At 54.3% G+C, this 22701-nt stretch carries 22 protein-coding genes and 4 tRNA genes; 23 read left to right on the top strand and 3 right to left on the bottom strand.

The genetic code is table 11. The annotated features are described in order from the left end of the window. Nucleotides 1-11 precede the first annotated feature (11 nt). The 11 genes from cysN to rpoS all read left to right on the top strand — a co-directional run bounded on the left by cysN (nt 12) and on the right by rpoS (nt 9127). The gene (cysN, locus tag GC090_RS04620; protein WP_324020963.1) at nt 12-1439 is read left to right on the top strand and encodes a sulfate adenylyltransferase subunit CysN; all 1428 of its coding nucleotides are present in this window, start codon (nt 12-14) and stop codon (nt 1437-1439) included. Next, nucleotides 1439-2044: an adenylyl-sulfate kinase gene (gene cysC / locus GC090_RS04625; protein ID WP_033739539.1), complete on the top strand. Its 606-nt coding sequence runs from the start codon at nt 1439-1441 to the stop codon at nt 2042-2044. The genes cysN and cysC overlap by 1 nt, the downstream gene beginning before the upstream one ends. A gap of 55 nt (nt 2045-2099) precedes the next feature. Then, entirely contained in the window at nt 2100-2420 is a 321-nt protein-coding gene (locus GC090_RS04630) for a DUF3561 family protein (RefSeq protein ID WP_006120736.1), read from the top strand. A gap of 168 nt (nt 2421-2588) precedes the next feature. Beyond that, on the top strand, nt 2589-2906 hold the full coding sequence (ftsB, locus tag GC090_RS04635; protein ID WP_006120735.1) for a cell division protein FtsB: 318 nt from the start codon (nt 2589-2591) through the stop codon (nt 2904-2906). 3 nt (nt 2907-2909) lie between these two features. Next, entirely contained in the window at nt 2910-3626 is a 717-nt protein-coding gene (ispD, locus tag GC090_RS04640; RefSeq protein ID WP_324020965.1) for a 2-C-methyl-D-erythritol 4-phosphate cytidylyltransferase, read from the top strand. Then, complete coding sequence (ispF, locus tag GC090_RS04645) at nt 3626-4108, top strand: 2-C-methyl-D-erythritol 2,4-cyclodiphosphate synthase (RefSeq protein ID WP_269751002.1); 483 nt, start codon at nt 3626-3628, stop codon at nt 4106-4108. Before ispD ends, ispF begins: the two co-directional genes overlap by 1 nt. Beyond that, on the top strand, nt 4105-5145 hold the full coding sequence (gene truD / locus GC090_RS04650; RefSeq protein WP_058708940.1) for a tRNA pseudouridine(13) synthase TruD: 1041 nt from the start codon (nt 4105-4107) through the stop codon (nt 5143-5145). Before ispF ends, truD begins: the two co-directional genes overlap by 4 nt. A 267-nt stretch (nt 5146-5412) precedes the next feature. Continuing rightward, a complete protein-coding gene (gene surE, locus GC090_RS04655; RefSeq protein ID WP_006120731.1) occupies nt 5413-6174 on the top strand; it encodes a 5'/3'-nucleotidase SurE in 762 nt (253 codons plus the stop codon). After that, nucleotides 6168-6794, top strand: a complete 627-nt coding sequence (locus GC090_RS04660) for a protein-L-isoaspartate(D-aspartate) O-methyltransferase (RefSeq protein ID WP_006120730.1) — start codon at nt 6168-6170, stop codon at nt 6792-6794. The genes surE and GC090_RS04660 overlap by 7 nt, the downstream gene beginning before the upstream one ends. Before the next feature lie 164 nt (nt 6795-6958). After that, the gene (gene nlpD, locus GC090_RS04665; RefSeq protein ID WP_033739535.1) at nt 6959-8083 is read left to right on the top strand and encodes a murein hydrolase activator NlpD; all 1125 of its coding nucleotides are present in this window, start codon (nt 6959-6961) and stop codon (nt 8081-8083) included. Between the two features lie 51 nt (nt 8084-8134). Further along, complete coding sequence (gene rpoS / locus GC090_RS04670) at nt 8135-9127, top strand: RNA polymerase sigma factor RpoS (protein WP_006120728.1); 993 nt, start codon at nt 8135-8137, stop codon at nt 9125-9127. Nucleotides 9128-9196: 69 nt separating this feature from the next. Here the strand turns inward: rpoS and GC090_RS04675 are convergent, their stop codons facing one another. From GC090_RS04675 to mutS, 3 genes are all read right to left on the bottom strand, one after another. Continuing rightward, nucleotides 9197-9928 carry a 2-phosphosulfolactate phosphatase gene (locus GC090_RS04675; protein ID WP_006120727.1) on the bottom strand — a complete coding sequence of 244 codons (732 nt, stop codon included), beginning with the start codon at nt 9926-9928 and terminating at the stop codon, nt 9197-9199. 48 nt (nt 9929-9976) lie between these two features. After that, a complete protein-coding gene (locus GC090_RS04680; RefSeq protein ID WP_033739674.1) occupies nt 9977-10450 on the bottom strand; it encodes a helix-turn-helix domain-containing protein in 474 nt (157 codons plus the stop codon). Between the two features lie 227 nt (nt 10451-10677). Continuing rightward, the gene (mutS, locus tag GC090_RS04685; RefSeq protein WP_172913447.1) at nt 10678-13239 is read right to left on the bottom strand and encodes a DNA mismatch repair protein MutS; all 2562 of its coding nucleotides are present in this window, start codon (nt 13237-13239) and stop codon (nt 10678-10680) included. A gap of 335 nt (nt 13240-13574) precedes the next feature. Here mutS and mltB point away from each other — a divergent pair, with 335 nt between their 5' ends. The 12 genes from mltB to GC090_RS04745 all read left to right on the top strand — a co-directional run bounded on the left by mltB (nt 13575) and on the right by GC090_RS04745 (nt 22572). Then, entirely contained in the window at nt 13575-14663 is a 1089-nt protein-coding gene (gene mltB, locus GC090_RS04690) for a lytic murein transglycosylase B (protein ID WP_058708939.1), read from the top strand. Nucleotides 14664-14738: 75 nt separating this feature from the next. Next, on the top strand, nt 14739-15074 hold the full coding sequence (locus tag GC090_RS04695; RefSeq protein WP_006120723.1) for a zinc ribbon domain-containing protein YjdM: 336 nt from the start codon (nt 14739-14741) through the stop codon (nt 15072-15074). Nucleotides 15075-15269: 195 nt separating this feature from the next. Beyond that, nucleotides 15270-16046 (top strand): trans-aconitate 2-methyltransferase, encoded by a 777-nt coding sequence (gene tam, locus GC090_RS04700; RefSeq protein ID WP_324020967.1) that lies wholly within the window; start codon nt 15270-15272, stop codon nt 16044-16046. A 105-nt stretch (nt 16047-16151) separates the two neighbouring features. After that, the gene (gene pncC, locus GC090_RS04705; RefSeq protein WP_058708937.1) at nt 16152-16646 is read left to right on the top strand and encodes a nicotinamide-nucleotide amidase; all 495 of its coding nucleotides are present in this window, start codon (nt 16152-16154) and stop codon (nt 16644-16646) included. Between the two features lie 95 nt (nt 16647-16741). Continuing rightward, the gene (recA, locus tag GC090_RS04710) at nt 16742-17812 is read left to right on the top strand and encodes a recombinase RecA (protein ID WP_006120721.1); all 1071 of its coding nucleotides are present in this window, start codon (nt 16742-16744) and stop codon (nt 17810-17812) included. Between the two features lie 114 nt (nt 17813-17926). Next, nucleotides 17927-18439, top strand: coding sequence for a regulatory protein RecX (locus GC090_RS04715; RefSeq protein WP_080752857.1), 513 nt, complete (start codon nt 17927-17929; stop codon nt 18437-18439). 131 nt (nt 18440-18570) lie between these two features. Continuing rightward, entirely contained in the window at nt 18571-21198 is a 2628-nt protein-coding gene (gene alaS, locus GC090_RS04720) for an alanine--tRNA ligase (RefSeq protein ID WP_324020969.1), read from the top strand. 249 nt (nt 21199-21447) lie between these two features. Further along, on the top strand, nt 21448-21633 hold the full coding sequence (gene csrA, locus GC090_RS04725; RefSeq protein ID WP_006120718.1) for a carbon storage regulator CsrA: 186 nt from the start codon (nt 21448-21450) through the stop codon (nt 21631-21633). Between the two features lie 284 nt (nt 21634-21917). Continuing rightward, nucleotides 21918-22010, top strand: a tRNA-Ser gene (locus GC090_RS04730). A gap of 8 nt (nt 22011-22018) precedes the next feature. Next, nucleotides 22019-22095, top strand: a tRNA-Arg gene (locus tag GC090_RS04735). Nucleotides 22096-22230: 135 nt separating this feature from the next. After that, a tRNA-Arg gene (locus GC090_RS04740) sits at nt 22231-22307 on the top strand. Between the two features lie 188 nt (nt 22308-22495). Further along, nucleotides 22496-22572 (top strand) — tRNA-Arg (locus tag GC090_RS04745). The last annotated feature ends 129 nt before the right edge of the window (nt 22573-22701 follow it).

Raw genomic sequence — 22701 nt, forward strand, 5'->3', positions numbered from 1 at the left:
GGAGACGCCAGATGAATACCGTAATTGCACAACAAATTGCCGAACAGGGCGGCGTTGAAGCCTGGCTGACCGCACAACAATACAAAAGCCTGCTGCGTTTTCTGACCTGCGGCAGCGTGGACGATGGGAAAAGTACGCTGATCGGTCGCCTGCTGCACGACACCCGACAAATCTACGAAGATCAGCTGTCGTCATTACAAAGTGACAGTAAACGTCATGGTACGCAGGGCGAAAAACTGGATCTGGCCCTGCTGGTGGATGGCCTGCAAGCCGAGCGTGAGCAGGGCATCACCATTGACGTCGCTTACCGCTATTTCTCTACCGAGAAGCGCAAATTCATCATTGCCGACACGCCGGGGCATGAGCAGTACACCCGCAATATGGCGACGGGGGCATCGACCTGCGATCTGGCTATTCTGCTGATCGACGCCCGTAAAGGCGTGCTGGACCAGACCCGCCGCCACAGCTTTATTTCCACTCTGCTGGGAATCAAGCATCTGGTCGTGGCGATCAACAAAATGGATCTGGTGGACTATCAGCAGTCTGTGTTCGAGCAGATCAAACAGGATTATCTCGATTTTGCCGGACAACTGCCCGACGACCTGGATATTCGTTTCGTGCCGATGTCGGCGCTGGAAGGCGAAAACGTCGCCTCACAGAGTCAAAGCATGCCCTGGTACACCGGTCCGACCTTACTGGACGTGCTGGAAACGGTGGAGCTGAACGCAGTCGTCGATCATCAGCCAATGCGGTTTCCGGTGCAGTACGTCAACCGTCCCAATCTTGATTTCCGGGGTTATGCCGGTACGCTCGCGTCCGGGACCGTAAAGGTGGGCCAGCGGGTTAAAGTGCTGCCCTCCGGCGTTGAATCGACTGTTGCCCGTATCGTGACTTTTGATGGCGATTTGCAGGAGGCGGGCGCGGGTGAAGCCATTACGCTGGTTCTCAATGATGAGATTGATATCAGTCGTGGCGATCTGCTCGTGGAGGCAAGCGCGGAACTGCGTGCGGTTCAGTCAGCCACCGTCGATGTGGTGTGGATGGCAGAGCAGCCGTTACAGGCCGGGCAAAGTTACGATGTAAAAATTGCGGGCAAAAAAGCGCGCGGTCGTGTTGAAAAGGTCATTCATCAGGTTGAGATTAACTCGCTGGAAAAACGCGAGGCGGACAACCTGCCGCTGAATGGCATTGGTCTGGTGACGTTTACCTTTGACGAACCGCTGGTGCTCGACAGCTATCAGGATAACCCGGTCACCGGCGGAATGATTATCATCGATCGTCTGAGTAACGTGACCGTCGGGGCAGGGCTTATTCATGAGCCGCTGGCCGATAACCCCCAGCAGCACGGTGAATTTAGTGCGTTTGAACTGGAACTGAATGCGCTGGTTCGTCGTCATTTCCCGCACTGGAATGCACGCGATCTGCTGGGCGGTCAGTAATGGCCCGGCATGATGAAAATGTCGTATGGCATGACCATCCCGTCACGCGCGATGCGCGTGAACAGCAGCACGGCCATCAGGGCGTGGTGCTGTGGTTCACCGGCCTTTCGGGGTCGGGAAAATCCACCGTGGCTGGCGCGCTGGAACAGGCGTTGCACCGCATCGGCGTCAGCACCTATCTGCTGGACGGCGACAACGTGCGTCATGGCCTGTGCCGCGATCTGGGCTTTAGCGATGCCGATCGTAAAGAGAATATTCGCCGGGTAGGCGAAGTCGCAAAACTGATGGTGGATGCGGGGTTAGTGGTGCTGACCGCGTTTATCTCACCGCATCGGGCCGAGCGTCAAATGGTGCGTGATCTGCTGGATGAAGGCCGGTTTATTGAGGTTTATGTCGATACACCGTTGGCAGTCTGTGAAGCGCGCGACCCGAAAGGGTTATACAAAAAAGCCCGCGCGGGCGAATTGCGAAATTTCACCGGTATAGACAGCGTTTATGAAGCGCCGGAACAGCCAGAAATCCGGCTTAATGGGGAACAATTGGTTACAAAACTGACGCCCCAATTATTAGATCTGCTGCGCCAGCGCGATATTATCAGTTCCTGAACAGACAGCGGCAGAGCGCATTCCGTTTTGCCGCCTTCGCGTTGACAGGATATTTATGCAGAATATAACCCCCATGCTGGCACGCAAAGACTCACGTACGCCTGATGAACCGCGTTCGGTATTACCGGGTGGCATCATTGGTTTCGTATGTTACTGGTGTGCGCTGGCCATTCCTTTCCTGTTGTACGGCTCCAGTACGCTGTTTTTCTTTCTCTACACGTGGCCCTTTTTCCTGGCGCTGTTTCCGGTTTCCGTCCTGACGGGCATGGTACTGAGTACCTGGCTGCGTGGACAATGGATATGGACCTCCCTGATATGCGTTATCGCTGTCGCCCTCCAGTTCTGGATACTGTTCCTGTTTCTGTCACGCTGGTAACGGCGTTGATGTCTAAACGCACCAGCAGGTTACAAAAGTTTTCCGGTCTTGTGCCTTCTCATTCTTCTCCTTTTTTGCTCAGGCGAACGGCATTAGCAGGCATTTTCGCTGCTAGTGTGGAGTCCTGAGTAAAGTTATGGGATGATTGAGCCGTTTTTAGGGGGCGGGATGGGAAAACTGACGTTACTGCTACTGGTGCTGCTTGGCTGGCTGCAATATTCCTTGTGGTTAGGCAAGAATGGTATCCATGATTTTACGCGCGTCAGCGATGACGTGGCGGTACAAAAGGCGACAAACGCCAAACTTAAAATGCGTAACGATCAACTGTTTGCCGAAATTGACGATCTCAATGGCGGCTCTGAAGCGATCGAGGAACGCGCACGCAGTGAATTAGGCATGATTAAGCCGGGTGAAACCTTCTATCGTCTGGTGCCTGACCAGAACAAACGCAACGCGCAACAAGCTGCGCAAAACCAACAACGATAAAACATGAACAATCAGTCCCACTCTGCGGATGTGATTGCCGTGGTGCCCGCTGCCGGTATCGGCAGCCGCATGCAGGCAACCTGTCCCAAACAGTATCTGACGATTGGTCAGCACACACTTCTGGAACACAGTATTGCGCGTCTGTTCTCCCATCCCGCGGTTTCTCAGGTCATCGTCGCGTTAAGCCCTGACGATAATCACTTTGCCCGTTTGCCGCTGGCCAGCGATCCGCGTGTTGTGCGCGTGACCGGCGGAGAAACGCGTGCCGAGTCGGTTCTGGCGGGATTACAGGCGGCGCAGGGCGCACACTGGGTGTTAGTGCACGATGCCGCGCGCCCGTGTCTGCATCCGGATGATCTGGACCGCCTGCTGCAGTTACCAGGAAAGAGCAAAACGGGTGGCATTCTGGCGGCACCGGTCTGTGACACCATGAAGCGGGGGAAACCCGGCCAGTCAGCGATTGCGCATACGGTCGAACGTGACCATCTGTGGCATGCCCTGACGCCGCAACTTTTTCCCTACGCGCTCCTTACCGCCTGCCTGACCCGCGCCTTGAACGAGGGCGCGATCATTACCGATGAAGCCTCGGCACTGGAATATTGTGGCTACCATCCTGAACTGGTCACAGGTCGCAGCGATAACATTAAAGTTACCCGCCCGGAAGACTTAGCCCTGGCGGCTTTTTATCTTAGTCAGATTCAGTCAAAGGAGAGCGCATGATGCGTATCGGTCACGGTTTTGACGTTCACGCTTTCGGTGGAGAAGGTCCGCTGGTGATTGGCGGTGTGCGAATTCCATTTGAGTATGGTTTTATCGCCCATTCGGATGGCGACGTGGCACTGCATGCTCTGACCGATGCCTTACTGGGCGCGGTGGCAATGGGCGATATTGGCAAGCTGTTCCCGGATACCGATCCGGCGTTCAAAGGCGCAGACAGCCGCGGTTTGCTGCGGGAAGCCTGGCGCCGTATTGCGGCGAAAGGCTATCGCATCGGTAACGTGGACGTCACGATTATCGCTCAGGCACCTAAAATGCTGCCGCATGTACCCCAGATGCGCATCAATATTGCTGAAGATCTGGATTGCCATATGGATCAGGTGAACGTTAAAGCCACCACGACGGAAAAGCTCGGGTTCACCGGACGCGGCGAAGGCATTGCCTGTGAAGCGGTCGCGTTGCTGCTGAAAACGGAGTCGGCATGACGTTGCAGTACCTCCACGGTGTGCCTGGCGCGACGGGCGTGATTAAAGCCCGTCCGGAAGACTTCGAGGTGAAGGAAGACCTGGGGTACCGCCCTGACGGTGAAGGTGAGCATGTGCTGGTGCGCATTCGTAAAACGGGTGCCAATACGCGTTTTGTTGCCGAAGCCCTGGCAAAATTTATGAAAATTCCTGCCCGCGACCTCAGTTATGCCGGCATGAAAGACCGCCACGCCGTGACTGAGCAAACACTCTGCTTCCGTGTGCCGGGCAATGCGATGCCCAACCTGACAGGCTTTGCATCAGAAGGCGTCGAAATCCTTGAGGTTGTGCGTCATAAGCGCAAATTGCGCGTCGGCGCGCTGGCCGGAAACGCCTTTCGGTTGACCATACGACAGGTCAGCCAGCGTGATGACGTCGAGGCCCGCCTTAAGCAGATTCGTGAACGCGGTGTGCCTAATTATTTTGGCGAGCAACGCTTTGGGCGCAACGGCAACAATCTGCAGACGGCGTTGAAACTGGCGCGTCAGGAAATCCAGATACGTGACCGCAATAAACGTGGCCTGATGCTCTCTGCTGCACGCAGTGCGTTATTCAATCAGGTCACCAGTCTGCGTTTGCAGCAGCAGGGTAGCCTGACTCAGGTCATGAACGGGGATGCATTGCAGCTTACCGGGCGTGGCAGTTGGTTTGTCGCCCAGCCCGAGGAAAGGGAGGCGTTGCAGGCGCGCGTGGATCAGCATGCGTTGCGTATCACGGCACCCTTGCCCGGAAAAGGCGAGGCGGGGCCACAGGGCGACGCGCTGGCGTTCGAAGAGCACTGTCTGGCGGATGCGGTAGAACTGCGCGCGCTGCTGGTGCGTGAACGGGTGGAGGCCAGCCGGCGTGCCATGCTGGTGGTGCCGCGCGATTTGCACTGGCAGTGGCTGGATGACGCCACCCTGACGTTGCAGTTCTGGTTACCGGCGGGCAGCTTTGCCACCAGCGTGGTCAGAGAGCTGGTCATCACTGACGACACAGCGGATTTACCTGACGAATAAGCCACGTCCTCACCTGGCCAGTCGCGCGGGTGAGGGACGCGCTGGCGTGCACAATGGGCGGCGTAGCAGGGGGCCAGCATCGCACGAAATCTTTCCTTTCAAGCAAATGTGTTACCTTTTTCCTGCCTGTGCGTTTTATTTTCGTCTACCACTTCCTCTCGCTCACCGCTAGAATGCAAAAGTCGCTGTCCAGTCATAACCTGTTGCCATGCTTCAAAACAGGTCCTTATTACGGCGACCCGGTTGAACAGAAAAGGTCAGAATTAAATGCGGATATTGCTCAGCAACGATGATGGCATCCATGCGCCTGGTATTCAGACGCTGGCAAAGGCTTTGCGTCAATTTGCCGAGGTGCAGGTGGTGGCACCGGATCGCAATCGCAGTGGTGCCTCCAACTCATTGACGCTGGAAACCCCGTTGCGCACCTTTACCCATGAAAACGGGGACATTGCGGTGCAAATGGGCACGCCCACCGATTGCGTGTATTTGGGCGTAAACGCGCTGATGCAACCCCGACCCGATATTGTGGTCTCGGGGATCAATGCCGGCCCCAATCTGGGTGATGACGTTATCTATTCCGGCACGGTGGCCGCGGCCATGGAGGGACGTCATCTGGGTTTGCCCGCCATTGCGGTTTCGCTCAATGGTCACGAGCACTATGCCACTGCGGCGGCGGTAACCTGTGCGCTGCTAAAAGCGCTGAGTCGTGAGCCGCTGCGCACCGGACGCATACTGAACATCAATGTGCCCGATCTGCCGCTGGCGGAGGTGAAAGGCATTCGCGTGACGCGCTGTGGCAGTCGGCATCCGGCCGATCAGGTGATTGCCCAAACCGATCCGCGCGGCAATCCGCTGTACTGGATAGGACCACCGGGCGAAAAACTGGATGCCGGCCCTGATACTGATTTTGCCGCCGTGGATGAAGGTTATGTGTCCGTCACCGCGCTGCATGTTGATCTCACCGCGCACAAGGCTCAGGACGTGCTGAGTCGCTGGCTGGATAACGCTGAGGTAAACCTGGTATGGTGAGTCGGCGTATCGAGACACTGTTGGCGCAACTGCGTCAACAGGGGATTCATGACGAACACCTGTTAAAAGCCATCGCCGACGTGCCGCGTGAGCGCTTTATCGATGAGGCCTTTGAGCACAAAGCCTGGGATAACATGGCGCTCCCCATCGGCTCAGGCCAGACGATTTCACAGCCCTATATGGTGGCGCGGATGACCGCCCTGCTGGAGCTCGATGTGCACTCGCGTGTTCTGGAAATCGGGACCGGTTCTGGTTATCAGACCGCGATTCTGGCTCATCTGGTTGAGCATGTTTACTCTGTCGAACGCATCAAAGGTCTGCAGTGGCATGCAAAGCGCCGTCTGAAACAGCTCGATTTACATAACGTCTCTACCCGCCACGGTGATGGCTGGCAGGGCTGGCCCTCGCGCGGGCCTTTCGATGCCATTATTGTGACGGCGGCGCCCCCCGAAATTCCGACTGCGCTGATAGCACAACTGGCAGAAGGTGGCATTATGGTGCTACCTGTCGGTGAAGAGCAGCAGGTGCTTAAACGCCTGCGCCGACGTGGCGGTGAAATCACCGAGGAAACGATTGAGCCGGTGCGTTTCGTCCCGCTGGTTCAGGGCGATCTGGCCTGATGACCGTGTTAGCATTTCTTAATAACTGTTTCATGGCACACGGTAGTTGATATTGTTACTATCCAGTCAGTTCAACGAAAATACAGCGTTTAACGTGCCACACAGTGTAATGTGCTGGTGAAAAGAGAAAGTCAGTTTTTAAAGGTTGCCACCACGGGGGATTAATGAGCACGGGAAGCACAATTTTTCAGTTACGCCGTCTGGCGGCGCTTTCACTGGTAAGTTTTTGGCTGGCAGGCTGTAGTTCAGGCGACAATACACAAGCGCCAATAAGTAATATCGGCGACGGCAGCAGCATGAATGATAACGGTAATATGGCCAGCACTGGTACTGCGCCTGTTGCCAGTGGTGTGCCGACGATGCCATCGCAGGGCGGCATGTTAAGCCGAAATACGCCTGTGCCGCAGAATAAGCCGGGAATCATTAGTACCGGTAATAATACAAGTAATGAAGTTGAAACCCAGAACGGGCGAATTGTGTACAACAGAAGTTATCAGAATATTCCTAAAGGAAGCTATTCTGGACAAACGTACACCGTAAAACGCGGCGATACCCTCTTCTATATTGCCTGGATTACCGGCAATGACTTCCGCGATCTGGCGCAGCGCAACAACGTACAGCCACCGTACAGCCTAAATGTTGGGCAAACCTTGCAGGTCGACAACGGCTCCGGCCAGCCTATTACCGGGGGCAACGCGATTACCGCGGCGGATGCATCACAAAGTGGCATCGTCACCGCACCACAAATAAAACAGGCCCCTGTTGCACAGCAGCCTGTTATTACGTATTCTGATGATTCAGGTAACTCGAATGGCAGTAAATTGTTGCCTTCGAAGGGAGCAAATGTTGCAACGACAACAGCTCCAGCCGTTACCGCACCACCGACGGTGAGCAGTACAACAAACAGTTCAACGCCTGTTGGAAGCTGGCGTTGGCCGACCGAAGGTAAGATCATCGATAACTTCTCTGCCACCGAGGGTGGTAACAAAGGGATCGATATCGCAGGTTCGCGCGGACAGCCGGTTGTGGCCACTGCTTCAGGAAGGGTGGTTTATGCAGGCAACGCGCTTCGTGGTTACGGTAATTTAATCATCATCAAACACAATGATGATTACCTGAGTGCCTACGCCCACAACGATACAATGCTGGTCCGGGAACAACAGGAAGTTAAGGCTGGGCAAAAGATCGCTACCATGGGTAGCACCGGAACCAGTTCAGTTAGATTACACTTTGAAATTCGTTACAAGGGGAAATCCGTAAACCCGTTGCGTTATTTACCGCAGCGATAATCCGGCAGAGTCCTCTGGAGTCTGCCCTGGAATCACGGGTAGGAGCCACTTATGAGCCAGAATACGCTGAAAGTAAACGAGTTACATGAGAATGCGGAATTCGAAGAGAATGGAGCAGAAATTTTTGATGAGAAGGCGCTCGTCGAAAATGACTCTGGCGACAATGATGTAGCAGAAGAGGAGTTGCTGGCGCAGGGTGCGACGCAACGTGTCCTTGACGCTACTCAGCTCTATCTTGGGGAGATTGGCTATTCTCCATTGCTGACGGCCGAGGAAGAGGTACTCTTCGCTCGCCGGGCATTACGAGGTGATATTCCTTCTCGTCGCCGCATGATCGAAAGTAACTTACGACTGGTGGTGAAGATTGCACGACGTTACAGCAATCGCGGTCTGGCCCTGCTGGACCTGATTGAGGAAGGTAACCTCGGCTTGATTCGCGCCGTTGAGAAATTTGATCCAGAACGTGGATTCCGTTTCTCAACGTATGCCACCTGGTGGATTCGTCAGACCATTGAACGGGCAATCATGAACCAGACCCGGACAATTCGTTTGCCGATCCACATTGTGAAAGAATTGAACGTTTATCTGCGTACTGCGCGTGAACTTTCTCACAAGCTCGACCACGAGCCGAGTGCGGAAGAGATTGCAGAACAACTGGATAAACCGGTTGATGACGTAAGCCGTATGTTGCGTCTCAACGAACGTATTACCTCAGTTGATACTCCTTTAGGGGGCGATTCTGAGAAAGCGCTGCTGGATATCCTGGCCGATGAAAAAGACAACGGCCCAGAAGATACCACGCAAGACGACGATATGAAGCAAAGTATCGTTAAATGGCTGTTCGAACTGAACGCCAAGCAGCGCGAAGTGCTGGCTCGTCGTTTCGGCCTGTTGGGCTATGAAGCGGCAACGCTTGAGGATGTTGGCCGTGAGATCGGTTTAACCCGCGAGCGTGTGCGCCAGATTCAGGTTGAAGGTTTGCGCCGTCTGCGCGAAATCCTGCAAGGTCAGGGCCTCAGCATTGAAGCACTGTTCCGCGAATAAGCTGAATACGGCACGTCAACAGAAAGCGATGGGTAACCCCCATCGCTTTTTTTTGTCTGTTATTTACGCTTAAGTCTGTCCGGCAAAATACTCCCCTGTCAGAAAACAGGGCTGACGGGCGGCATCTTTTGTCAGGCAAAGTGTCACATCGTCCGGAAAGCCTCTTTGTATCAGCTCGACTGCGGACGCGCAGTGAAACAGTGCCGCGAAATTCTGGGACTGATGAGCGTGCCAGGCGGCGACAGCGGTCTGCGCTTCAGGTGAAAGCGTGCGTTGTGCCAGCGCGGCAATGATTCCCCCCGCTACCACATAATCCTCAATACAGGGGCGAAGGCTCCCGTCTGGCCAACGTTCGCCACAGGGGACAATCAGAATACGGCTGAAGGCGCGGCAGGCTTCGGCCGTTGCGGTCAGGTTTCTCAGGCAGCCTGTCAGCACGGGGACGCCCCGTTCCCGCGCCCTGAAGCAGGTTGCGGAGCCATTAGGGGAGGGCAGCACCAGTTTTTCATCCGGACGAACGCTGAGTAACGTTCGCGGCGACAGACTGTAGCCCTCGCCACTGAAACGCCTGTCGCTGTTAGCCGCGATGGCACCGACGGACTGCGCATACTGCGTGACAGAGTGATCTTTCCAAGGATAAGGATAGACGCGCGCCCCGTTCTCCACTGCCACGCTGACACAGGTAGAAAAGGACATCACGTCAATAATCACGATGATATCCACGTCCCCGGCCAGATGATCAATGGCCGGGATCCCCCATTCCAGACGAACAGCAAACGCGTCCTGACGATACCAGTTCATAGGCTTTTCCCACAGTGTGGTGTAACAGAGATGTGTAACCGGCGCAACTTAGCCCTGCCTGCGCAATAATTTTTGCAGCCGTTTTTGCTGCCAGCGGCGGATCGCATCCTTAAATATAAACAGACGCAATGCTCTGACGAGCAGTAAGGCGCCCCAAATGGCGGCGACCCAGAGTGACCAGCGGTCATTGGGCGCCGTAAAGTGGTTCAGGACATACAGCAATGCGCATACCACCACAGCGCTAAACAGAGAACGGTAAAACCGGCTCTCGGCAGCCAGCTGCTGGCGGGCGTCAGAAATGTAGCTGTCCAGCGCTTCACCGTTATTCGCAGGGGCATCGGTCAGATCGGTCACGTTAATCTCAAACACGGCCGCCAGTGCGCTCAATGTTTCCAGGCTGGGCGGATCGCCGTTTTCGATGCGCTGTATGGTTCGGGTGCTGAGGCCGGCCATTTCAGCCAGTTGTTCCTGTGACCAGGCACGTGCCAGACGATATTCTCTGACGTTGTTCAGGTTACGCATAATGAGTCTCCGAAAGAGTAAACAATCGGTTTGCAGCATCGCCGGTAAGTGTCGACAGAAACACGATCGCAGCACGACAGGCACACGACAGCATTATGACACCGCTTTATCAGCCTGTAATCGCGTAAAGCGGTAGCAGAAGGATGCGCCAGCAGGGGTAAAGAAGGCGGGCGCAGAGAAACGCGTAACGGGAAATCCATAGCCGCCCCGCGAAAGGGCGGCCGTCATCAGACCAGTGCTTTAAGGCGGTAAATCCAGTCCAGCGCCTGGCGCGGTGTCAGCGTATCGGGATCCAGTGCTTCCAGCGCTTCCACGGCGGGAGACGTTTCTTCCACCAGCAATGGCAACTGCGAGCCGTCAACGTTTGACGTTGCGGATTGACTGGAAACCGTTTCGAGCTCTTTCAGCTTATTACGCGCGCGTTTAATCACCTCTTTTGGCACGCCGGCCAGCGCGGCCACGGCCAGCCCGTAGCTTTTACTGGCGGCACCGTCCTGCACACTGTGCATGAACGCAATCGTATCGCCATGTTCTACCGCATCCAGGTGAACGTTAACCACGCCTTCCAGTTTCTCAGGCAGGGTCGTCAGTTCAAAGTAGTGCGTTGCAAACAGGGTCATCGCTTTGATTCGGTTCGCCAGGTTTTCCGCACAAGCCCAGGCAAGCGACAAGCCGTCATACGTAGAGGTGCCGCGGCCGATTTCATCCATCAGGACCAGGCTGTTTTCTGTCGCGTTGTGCAGAATATTGGCCGTTTCCGTCATTTCGACCATAAATGTCGAGCGGCCGGAGGCCAGATCATCTGCTGCGCCCACACGGGTGAAGATACGATCCAGTGGACCAATAACCACTTCTTCGGCGGGAACGAAACTGCCGATCCAGGCCATCAGCGCGATTAACGCAGCCTGACGCATATAGGTACTTTTACCGCCCATATTCGGGCCTGTGATGATCAACATGCGGCGTTGTGGTGCCAGCGAGAGCGGGTTGGCGATAAAAGGTTCTTTCAGGACCTGCTCCACTACCGGATGGCGGCCGGCGGTGATTTTAATCCCGGGCTTGTCGTGCAGCGTGGGACGGCAGTAGTTTAGCGTCCATGCGCGTTCCGCGAGGTTACTCAGTACATCCAGTTCGGCCAGCGCCGCCGCACTTAACTGTAACGCTTCAAGGTGCGGCAGCAGCAGATCAAACAGGCCTTCATACAGGCTTTTCTCCAGCGCCAGCGCTTTGCCTTTTGACGTCAGGACCTTGTCTTCATACTCCTTCAGCTCGGGAATGATATAGCGTTCAGCATTCTTAAGAGTCTGACGGCGGACATAGTGAATAGGCACCTGATGGCTCTGACCCCGGCTGACCTGAATGTAATAACCGTGCACGCCGTTAAAACCGACTTTCAGGCTGTCCAGACCGAGTTTTTCACGTTCGCGGATCTCCAGGCGATCCAGATAATCCGTCGCGCCATCCGCCAGGGCGCGCCACTCGTCCAGCTCAGCGTGATAACCCGGGGCGATCACCCCGCCATCTCTGATTAATACCGGTGGGGATTCGACAACGGCCTGCTCAAGCAGTGTGCGCAGGTCGCTAAAGTCACCTATCTGGGTACGCAGGGTTTTCAGGTGGGCGGACCCGGCGTTTGCCAGCAGATCGTTGAGTTCCGGCAACTGCTGAAACGCATGGCGCATGCGCGCCAGATCGCGTGGACGCGCCGTGCGTAGCGCCAGACGGGCCAGAATACGCTCTAAATCACCGACCTGGCGCAGAACGGGCTGAAGCACGTCGCTCAGCGCCTGCAGCTCGGCGATTGATTCCTGTCGTTTCGCGATGACGCTGCTGTCACGCAACGGCATATGCAGCCAGCGTTTTAGCATCCGGCTGCCCATTGGCGTGACGGTTTTATCCAGCACCGCGGCTAAGGTGTTCTCGGTACCGCCTGCAAGGTTTTGGGTAATTTCAAGATTACGTCGGGTAGCGGCATCCATGATGATGCTGTCCTGCTGACGTTCCATGCTGATGGCGCGGATATGTGGCAGGCTGGTCCGTTGGGTATCTTTGACATACTGCAGCAGACAACCCGCCGCGCGCAGGCCGAGATGGGCCTGCTCAACACCAAAACCGTTTAAATCCCGCGTACCAAACTGCAAAGTAAGCTGCTGACGCGCGGTATCAATTTCAAATTCCCACAGGGGACGCCGGCGCAGACCACGACGCTGATCGATGAGCGACATCGGCGAAAAATCTTCCGGATAAAGGAGTTCGGCAGGATTGGTTCGCTGCAGTTCGGCCGCCATGGTTTCCAGATCCATGGGCTCACTCAGACGAAACCGGCCTGAACTGATATCCAGCGTGGCATAACCATAGCCGCGCGCACCGTGCACCACAGCGGCCAGCAGGTTATCCTGCCGCTCCTGCAAGAGTGCCTCATCACTGATCGTCCCCGGGGTAACAATGCGGACGACCTTACGTTCGACCGGCCCTTTGCTGAGCGCCGGGTCGCCAATTTGTTCACAGATGGCGACCGATTCACCGAGTTGCACCAGCCTCGCCAGATAATTTTCAACCGCATGATGCGGGACACCGGCCATAGGGATCGGTTCGCCCGCCGAGGCACCGCGCTTGGTTAAGGAAATGTCTAATAACTGAGAGGCGCGTTTCGCATCGTCGTAAAACAGCTCATAGAAATCGCCCATGCGATAAAACAGCAGGATGTCAGGATGCTCGGCCTTGAGGCGTAAATACTGCTGCATCATTGGCGTATGGGTGCTCAAGTCCATTTGCTCTGCTTTTTTCATCTCATCTTTACTCAAGGTTGACTCTTCCTTTTGCCCGTCACGGTCAAGGCGGTGGTTTAACAGAGAGACAGACAGGGATGTCTGTACCGTGCAGGAATCTTACCAGTTTACGGCTTCTGCATCATCAGGGTTGCCACGGCGAGTCATGAACTTAACAAAGCCGCGGGGTGACAGAAAGCGCGTCAGTAAAGGGAGGCCTCAGCGTTCGGGCCACTTCACAAAACGTGCCGATGCAGCGGTAAAAAAAGCGATTTTTTATACGATCACGTTTGTATGTCTTCCTGCTGAACGATTAACATTAACATCCCTGGTCTGGCTTGTTATATGGATATCCAATGCGTTCTAAGCTTGCTCTTCTTCCGCTTTTTGCCCTGCTTGCCGCCTGTAGCAGTAAGCCACACACTTCGCAGCCGCAGCCTCCTGCGGAACTGATTGCGCCGAAAGGCGGATTTTTACTGGAACCCGCACATGCGGTTCAACCGATGTTTGGTGATTTCGCCAGTAACCCTGTTGCAGAACAATTTATTGATAAAATGGTGGCGAAGCACGGCTTTGACCGTCAGCAACTGCACGCCATCATCGGCCAGGCAAAACGACTGGATTATGTCCTGCGTCTGATGGATCGCCAGGCTCCCTCGTATACACCACCAAGTGGGCCTAACGGGGCCTGGATCCGCTATCGCGATAAGTTTATTACGCCGGATAACGTACAAAATGGCGTGGCGTTCTGGAATCAATATCAGGATGCTCTGCAGCGCGCGCAGCAGGTCTATGGCGTTCCGCCGGAAATTATCGTCGGCATTATTGGCGTCGAAACGCGCTGGGGCCGTGTTATGGGCAAAACCCGTATTCTGGATGCACTGGCTACGCTCTCCTTTGATTATCCACGCCGTTCTGCCTATTTCAGCAGCGAACTGGAAACCTTTTTGCTGATGGCGCGTGATGAAAAAGACGATCCGCTCGATCTCAAAGGATCGTTTGCCGGTGCGATGGGCTATGGCCAGTTCATGCCATCGTCCTACAAAGCTTACGCAGTCGACTTCAATGGTGATGGCCATATTAATTTATGGGATCCGGTCGATGCGATAGGCAGCGTCGCGCACTATTTTCAGCAGAATGGCTGGCGTCCTGGCGAGAATGTGGCCGTGCCGGCCAGCGGCCAGGCACCGATGCTGGAGAATGGCTTTAAGACCCGTTACAGCGTCAGTACGCTGGCCGCGTCAGGACTTTCTCCCCAGGGTCCGCTGGACGGCAATGATCAGGTCAGCCTGCTGCGGCTGGATTTAGGCACCAGTTATCAGTACTGGTACGGTTTACCTAACTTCTATGCCATTACGCGTTATAACAACAGCACGCATTATGCGATGGCTGTGTGGCAGTTGGGTGAAGCGGTCAGCAAGGCGCGCAAGGGCTCGCTGTTTTAATACTACCCTTATTAACTGTAAGGCTATATGATGGCGGCCCTGTATTTTGTGCCGCCGTTATTATCTGGAGTCGTTATGTCTTTACCTGCTTGTCCCGTTTGCCAGGCTGATTACACCTGGCAGGATGCTGAGAACCTAAACTGTCCGTCATGTGGTCATATCTGGACGCAAGCTGAAGGCAGCGACAGCGCTCAGGAACAGGTCGTTCGCGATGCTAACGGCAATATACTGGCAGATGGCGACAGCGTAACGGTTGTCAAGGATCTCAAGGTGAAGGGCAGCTCTTCTGTGCTGAAGATTGGCACCCGCGTGAAGAGTATCCGGCTGGTAGAAGGCGACCACAATATCGATTGTAAAATTGACGGATTCGGTCCGATGAAGCTGAAGTCTGAGTTTGTCAAAAAGAACTGATGGTATTGGGCGCCCAGTGCGCCCGATTTTATGTGTCCTCACGTCGCCCTGATGCGTTACCGGTACTCACCGGCTCTGCCAAAATCCGTTGACAGCCCCACCAGACATTATCCCTTTTGTTGCCTGAACGGGCACTTTATGCGTATTTATACGTCTATGTTCTGTGTGTCCGGAGCGCATGAGAGGTGAAACGTTATGCAAGACTGGGATCCCACGCTGTATCGCAAGTTCGAAGCCGAAAGAACACGACCGGCTCAGGAATTACTGTCCAGAATCAGGGTTGAAGATGTCCGTTTCGTTACCGATCTGGGGTGCGGCCCCGGCAACAGTACCGAACTGCTTGTCGACGCCTGGCCACAGGCGCAGATTACGGGCCTCGACAGTTCTGCTGCCATGCTGGAGCAGGCGCGTGAACGTCTACCACAATGCGCATTTATTCAGGCTGATATCGCCACCTGGCAGGCCGCGATTCCACAGCAGGTTATCTATGCGAATGCCTCGCTACAGTGGCTGGGCGGCCATTCCTCGCTCTTACCACATCTCGTAAATCAGCTGGCACCCGGCGGTACGCTGGCCGTCCAGATGCCTGATAATCTGGATGAGCCTTCACATCAGTTAATGCGAGATGTGGCCACTTCCGGGCCGTGGCGTGACAAAATCAGCGCGCAGGCGGCCGAGCGCAAGCGAATACCTTCAACTGAACACTATTACGATGTGCTGACAACGGCCGGGTGTGCCGTTGATATCTGGCGGACCACCTATTATCACGTTATGGATAATGCCCAGGCCATCATCCACTGGTTGAAAGCCACCGGGCTGCGTCCGTTTCTTGCGCCACTTAGCGTATCTGAACAGGAACAGTTTCTGGCCGCCTATCACCAGTGCCTCATGACCGCGTATCCGGCGCGGCAGGACGGCAAGGTCTTACTGGCGTTTCCCCGGCTTTTCATGGTGGCGACACGTAATCGCTAAAATATCTGGATAGTCACACGCAATTTCTGCATTGCTTTACCCCAGGCGCTTGAAAAAGGGCAGGGCTTGCACCATGTTCAGTACTCGTTGACAGGGAGCGACAAAATGAATGATTCGCAGTTGCAGACGTTGAGTGCGCAGATTGGTGAGGCGCTGAAGCAGCGTAATGCTACGGTGACCTGCGCCGAATCCTGCACCGGCGGCTGGATCGCCAAGGTGTTTACGGACATCAGTGGAAGCTCGGCCTGGTTTGAACGGGGATTCGTGACCTACAGTAATGAAGCCAAGCAGGAATTAGTCGGCGTCAGTGCCGCCTCACTGACGCACTCTGGCGCGGTCAGTGAAGCCGTAGTGCGCGAAATGGCTGTCGGTGCCCGGCAGCAGGCGCGGGCCGATTACGCCATTTCCGTGAGCGGCATTGCTGGCCCGGAGGGGGGCAGTGAAGACAAACCCGTGGGAACGGTGTGGTTTGGCTTTGCCGGCCCCGACGATATTGTCATGGCTTTTCGCCAGCAGTTTGACGGTGACCGTGATGCGGTGCGCCGTCAGTCGGTTGCCTGGGCGCTGCAGACATTGGCCAGTAAATTTCTGAAAAATTAAACTTGATACTGTATGACTATACAGTATAATTATTCGCAACAGAAAGTGCACAGGCACCATGTGTGCGTGTTTACCCGGCATGATTAGGAGTAGAAATGGCAATTGATGAAAACAAACAGAAGGCTTTAGCTGCCGCGCTCGGCCAGATTGAGAAGCAATTTGGTAAAGGCTCCATCATGCGCTTGGGTGAAGACCGCTCAATGGATGTGGAAACCATCTCAACAGGCTCCCTGTCACTGGATATCGCATTAGGTGCGGGTGGATTGCCGATGGGCCGTATCGTCGAGATCTACGGTCCTGAAGCCTCGGGTAAAACCACGCTGACGCTGCAGGTGATTGCCGCCGCACAGCGTAAAGGTAAAACCTGTGCCTTTATCGATGCTGAACACGCACTGGATCCGGTCTACGCCAAGAAACTGGGCGTTGATATCGATAACCTGCTGTGTTCACAGCCCGATACGGGTGAACAGGCGCTGGAAATCTGTGACGCGCTGGCGCGCTCCGGTGCCGTTGACGTGATTATCGTCGACTCCGTTGCTGCCCTGACACCAAAAGCCGAAATTGAAGGCGAAATCGGTGACTCACATATGGGCCTGGCGGCGCGTATGATGAGCCAGGCGATGCGTAAGCTGGCCGGTAACCTGAAACAGTCGAATACGCTGCTGATCTTCATCAACCAGATTCGTATGAAAATTGGTGTGATGTTCGGTAATCCGGAAACCACCACCGGCGGTAACGCACTGAAGTTCTACGCGTCAGTTCGCCTTGATATCCGCCGTATTGGCGCCATCAAAGAGGGTGATAACGTCGTCGGTAGTGAAACCCGCGTTAAAGTGGTTAAGAACAAAATTGCTGCGCCCTTTAAGCAGGCTGAGTTCCAGATCATGTATGGCGAAGGGATCAACACCTTTGGCGAGCTGGTAGACCTCGGTGTGAAGCACAAGCTGATTGAAAAAGCGGGTGCCTGGTACAGCTATAAAGGCGATAAAATTGGTCAGGGTAAGGCAAACGCCAGCAACTTCCTCAAGGAAAATGCGGCTGTCGCGAACGAAATTGACCTGAAACTGCGCGACATGTTGCTCAACGGCGCTGAGCAAAACGACGCAGCGGACTTCTCCGCTGACGACGTTGAGAATGCAGCCAGCGAAGCAAACGAAGACTATTAATGCCTGAAACGGGAGCAGAGAAATCTGCTCCCGTTTGACGTTAACCTCTCACTTGCCTTTCCTCTTTCCTCCTCTGCCTCCATACTCTCTTTCCGTTTGTTAAAGGTGCGCAGTATGTCTGAACAACCTCAGCCACACGTTATCTCTTTTTCACGCCTGCTCGATCGGGCAATGCGCCTGCTGGGTCAGCGCGATCACAGTCGCGAAGAGCTCAAACAAAAACTGCAGTTATCTGCCCAGCGCAGTGCGTGGATAAAACAAAAAGAACCTGAAATTATCACTCCCGAGCTGTTGGAAAGGGTCATCAACTGGTGCAGCGAAAATGGCTGGCTGAACGATGAGCGCTTCACAGAGCGATTTATTCAGAGCCGCAGCCGTAAAGGCTTTGGCCCACAACGGATCCGGCTGGAGCTGGGGCAAAAGGGCATAAGCCGTGATGCGATTGATCTCGCCATGGAAGAGACGGAGATCGACTGGTCAGCCTGCGCAGCGGAACTGGCAGAAAAGAAATTTGGCCATCCGTTGCCGACCGAATGGAAAGAAAAAGCAAAAGTGCAACGCTATCTGCATGCAAAAGGCTTTCTGAGTGAAGATATTCAGCAGGTTTTCAGAAATTTTGACGACTAAAGGCCGATGTGATTTTACTTCCCTCCGAAGAATATTTATCTTACCCCTTTTGGTTCCTTAAGCTTGCTGCCGTGATAACGCGGTACGCCTGATAAAGAAGGACCTTTCGTTAGCGTGATTCCAGGATATATATGAGCAAGAGCACTGCTGAGATCCGTCAAGCGTTTCTCGACTTTTTCAATAGTAAGGGACATCAGGTTGTAGCAAGCAGCTCCCTGGTACCGAACAACGATCCGACGTTACTGTTTACTAACGCCGGAATGAACCAGTTTAAAGATGTGTTTCTCGGTCAGGACAAGCGTGACTATACCCGCGCCACCACGTCGCAGCGTTGCGTTCGTGCGGGCGGGAAGCATAACGACCTTGAAAACGTCGGTTACACCGCACGCCATCACACCTTTTTTGAAATGCTGGGCAACTTCAGCTTCGGCGACTATTTCAAAAAAGAAGCCATTGCCTATGCCTGGGAACTGCTGACCGGCGACCAATGGTTCAGGCTGCCGAAAGAGCGCCTTTGGGTTACTGTCTATGAAACCGATGACGAAGCGTTCGACATCTGGGCCAATGATATTGGTGTTCCGCGCGAACGTATTATCCGTATTGGCGACAACAAAGGCAGTGCTTACGCGTCAGATAACTTCTGGCAGATGGGGGACACGGGTCCTTGTGGTCCCTGCACCGAGATTTTCTACGATCATGGCGATCATATCTGGGGCGGGCCGCCAGGCAGTCCTGAAGAGGACGGCGATCGTTACATCGAAATCTGGAACATCGTCTTCATGCAGTTTAACCGTCAGGCGGATGGCACCATGCTGCCATTACCTAAGCCGTCGGTAGATACCGGAATGGGGCTGGAACGCATCACGGCGGTCCTGCAACATGTGAATTCCAACTATGAAATCGATCTGTTCCAGAAGCTGATTAACGCGGTTGCTGAGGTCACTGGTGCGACCGATCTGAGCAATAAGTCGTTGCGCGTTATTGCCGATCATATCCGCTCCTGTGCATTCCTGATTGCGGATGGCGTGATCCCGTCGAACGAAAACCGCGGTTATGTTCTGCGCCGTATCATTCGTCGTGCAGTGCGTCACGGCAACATGTTGGGTGCGAAAGAGGCGTTCTTCTACAAACTGGTTGCGCCACTGATTGAGGTGATGGGGGCGGCTGGCGAAGAGCTGCAGCGCCAACAGGCTCAGGTTGAAAATGTTCTGAAGAGCGAAGAAGAGCAGTTTGCGAAAACGCTGGAGCGTGGCCTGGCCCTGCTTGATGACGAACTGGCTAAACTGAAAGGCGATACGCTGGATGGTGAAACTGTCTTCCGTTTGTACGATACCTTTGGTTTTCCTGCCGATTTAACGGCCGATGTCTGCCGTGAGCGTAATCTCAAAATTGACGAAGCCGGTTTTGAAAAAGCCATGGAACAACAGCGTCAACGGGCCCGTGAAGCCAGCGGCTTCGGCGCTGACTACAGCAATGTCATCCGCACAGATGCGGCCTCATCCTTTAAAGGCTATGACCAACTGGACCTGGCCGCGACGGTGAAAGGGCTGTTCGTCGCAGGTGAAGCGGTTGACACCGTTTCGGCAGGCCAGGATGCGGTGGTAGTGCTGGATGAAACGCCTTTCTATGGCGAGTCGGGTGGTCAGGTTGGCGATACCGGTGTGCTGAAAGGCAATAACGTTGAATTCCAGGTTCAGGATACGCAGAAATATGGCCAGGCAATTGGGCATATTGGCAAAGTGAGCAGCGGTCAACTGCGCATTGGCGACCGCGTGGAGGCGGTGGTTGATGAAGCACGTCGTGCACGTATCCGTCTGAATCACTCCGCAACGCACTTAATGCACGCTGCATTGCGTCAGGTGCTGGGTGAGCACGTCGCACAGAAAGGCTCTCTGGTTAACGATAAATACCTGCGTTTTGACTTCTCTCATTTTGAGGCCATGAAACCTCAGGAGATTCGTCAGGTCGAAGACATTGTGAACGCGCAAATCCGTCGCAACTTACCGGTAGAAACCGACGTGATGGATCTTGAGGCGGCGAAGGCGAAAGGCGCAATGGCGCTGTTTGGCGAGAAATATGACCAACGCGTGCGTGTACTGACCATGGGCGATTTCTCTGTTGAACTCTGTGGTGGTACGCACGCTGCACGTACGGGGGATATTGGTCTGTTCCGTATTCAGGCTGAATCGGGTAGCGCAGCCGGTATTCGCCGCATTGAAGCGGTCACGGGTGAAGCAGCACTGGCGCAGGTTTATGCCCAGAGCAGTCAGTTACAGGACATTGCTCAGTTGGTGAAAGCCAACAGCAGTAACCTGAACGACAAAGTGCGTGGGTTGGTTGATCACGTGCGGTTGCTGGAAAAAGAATTACAGCAGTTGCGCGATCAGCAGGCGGCGCAGGAAAGTGCCCAGCTTGGCAACAACGCCATTGATGTGAAAGGCGCGAAGCTGCTGGTGACAGAGCTCAGTAACACCGATCCGAAAATGTTGCGCACTATGGTTGATGATCTTAAAAATCAGCTGGGTTCAGCCATCATTGTTCTGGCCACTGTCGCTGAGGGCAAAGTGTCATTGATTGCTGGCGTAACAAAAGATCTTACCGACCGCATAAAAGCGGGAGAGCTGATTGCTGAACTTGCCCCGAAAGTGGGCGGGAAAGGCGGTGGTCGACCTGATATGGCGCAGGCAGGTGGCAGTGATGCTACGGCACTGAAAGGTGCGCTGGCAGGTGTTGAAGGATGGGTTTCGAGCCGTCTGTGATGAAATAAAATAATTCATCGTAGCAAGCGTCAGAACTGATGTTCCGGCGCTTTTTAATACGGTGTTAAATTTGCTAGTGACAAAGTCGGGTTGATGTAGCGTATTTCGGCTAAACTATTTATCAGCAGAATGTATTGGCGCGTTGATGTGCAATGGTGTATTTCTCATAACCTGTGTACAGCGTTAAGTGATGGATAACGCCGGGAAGCTGTATGAGCCCGACTCTTTTAATCTTTCAAGGAGCAAAGAATGCTTATTCTAACTCGTCGAGTTGGTGAAACCCTCATGATTGGCGATGAGGTGACTGTAACGGTGCTGGGCGTCAAAGGTAACCAGGTCCGTATTGGTGTTAACGCACCCAAAGAAGTGTCTGTGCATCGCGAAGAGATTTACCAGCGCATCCAGGCCGAAAAAACGCAACAAACTAACGTCTGACAGATTCTGCGTCTCGCACCTGTGCGAGACGCTCCCCTTTTTCCTCCCGCCGCTTAATTTCCTTTTTTCTGTTTATCGCTCATTTTTGTTAACTTCATCATCTTTCATTGTTGATTATTCACCCTTTTTGCCGTCATTTTGTTCCAATTGCCTGTCATTTGTGCAAACAGAAAAAACCTTCCGAAAAATTGTTTGACTTATAAGTCCGGGAAAGTAATATGTGCGCCACGCAGTGCCGATGAGCGGAAACAAAGTTCAGAAGCACAGTTCGGAAGAACGCGTAAGGTGAGGTGGCCGAGAGGCTGAAGGCGCTCCCCTGCTAAGGGAGTATACGGTCAAAAGCTGTATCGAGGGTTCGAATCCCTCCCTCACCGCCATTTCCGATGCATCCGTAGCTCAGCTGGATAGAGTACTCGGCTACGAACCGAGCGGTCGGAGGTTCGAATCCTCCCGGATGCACCATATCGTTGAATATGGACACGTTGATGCAAGGCTACACGCCAGCAGAGAACGGTATCGGAACAGAGTTGTAAAGTGAATTAGCAATTCCTTCATGGTGAGTCGTTAGCACCCTGCGTTGTACAAGAATTTCATAATGCATCCGTAGCTCAGCTGGATAGAGTACTCGGCTACGAACCGAGCGGTCGGAGGTTCGAATCCTCCCGGATGCACCATACTTTCCAGTATGGACGTGTGTTCCTGGTCTGTAAGACATTTAATCTGTCAGTCAGAACCAGGGAGGATAACGTTGCGACAGCAATAGCCCGAAGGGTAAGGCGCGAGCCGAATCATCCTCCCGGATACACCATTCTTCGTATTATCCCCAGGTTGATTTCTGCCGTTCCATAAAAGATTTCTAAATGCATCCGTAGCTCAGCTGGATAGAGTACTCGGCTACGAACCGAGCGGTCGGAGGTTCGAATCCTCCCGGATGCACCATACTTTTCGGTGTGGACGTGTGTTCCTGGTCTGTAAGCCAATCAGTCTGTCAGTCAGAACCAGCATTGCGTCAGCAACGGACAGAAGGGTAAGGCGCGAGCCGAATCATCCTCCCGGACGCACCATTCT

The sequence above is a fragment of the Pantoea sp. JZ29 genome (assembly GCF_035190385.1).
In the GTDB taxonomy this organism is placed as follows: Bacteria; Pseudomonadota; Gammaproteobacteria; order Enterobacterales; family Enterobacteriaceae; genus Pantoea; species Pantoea stewartii.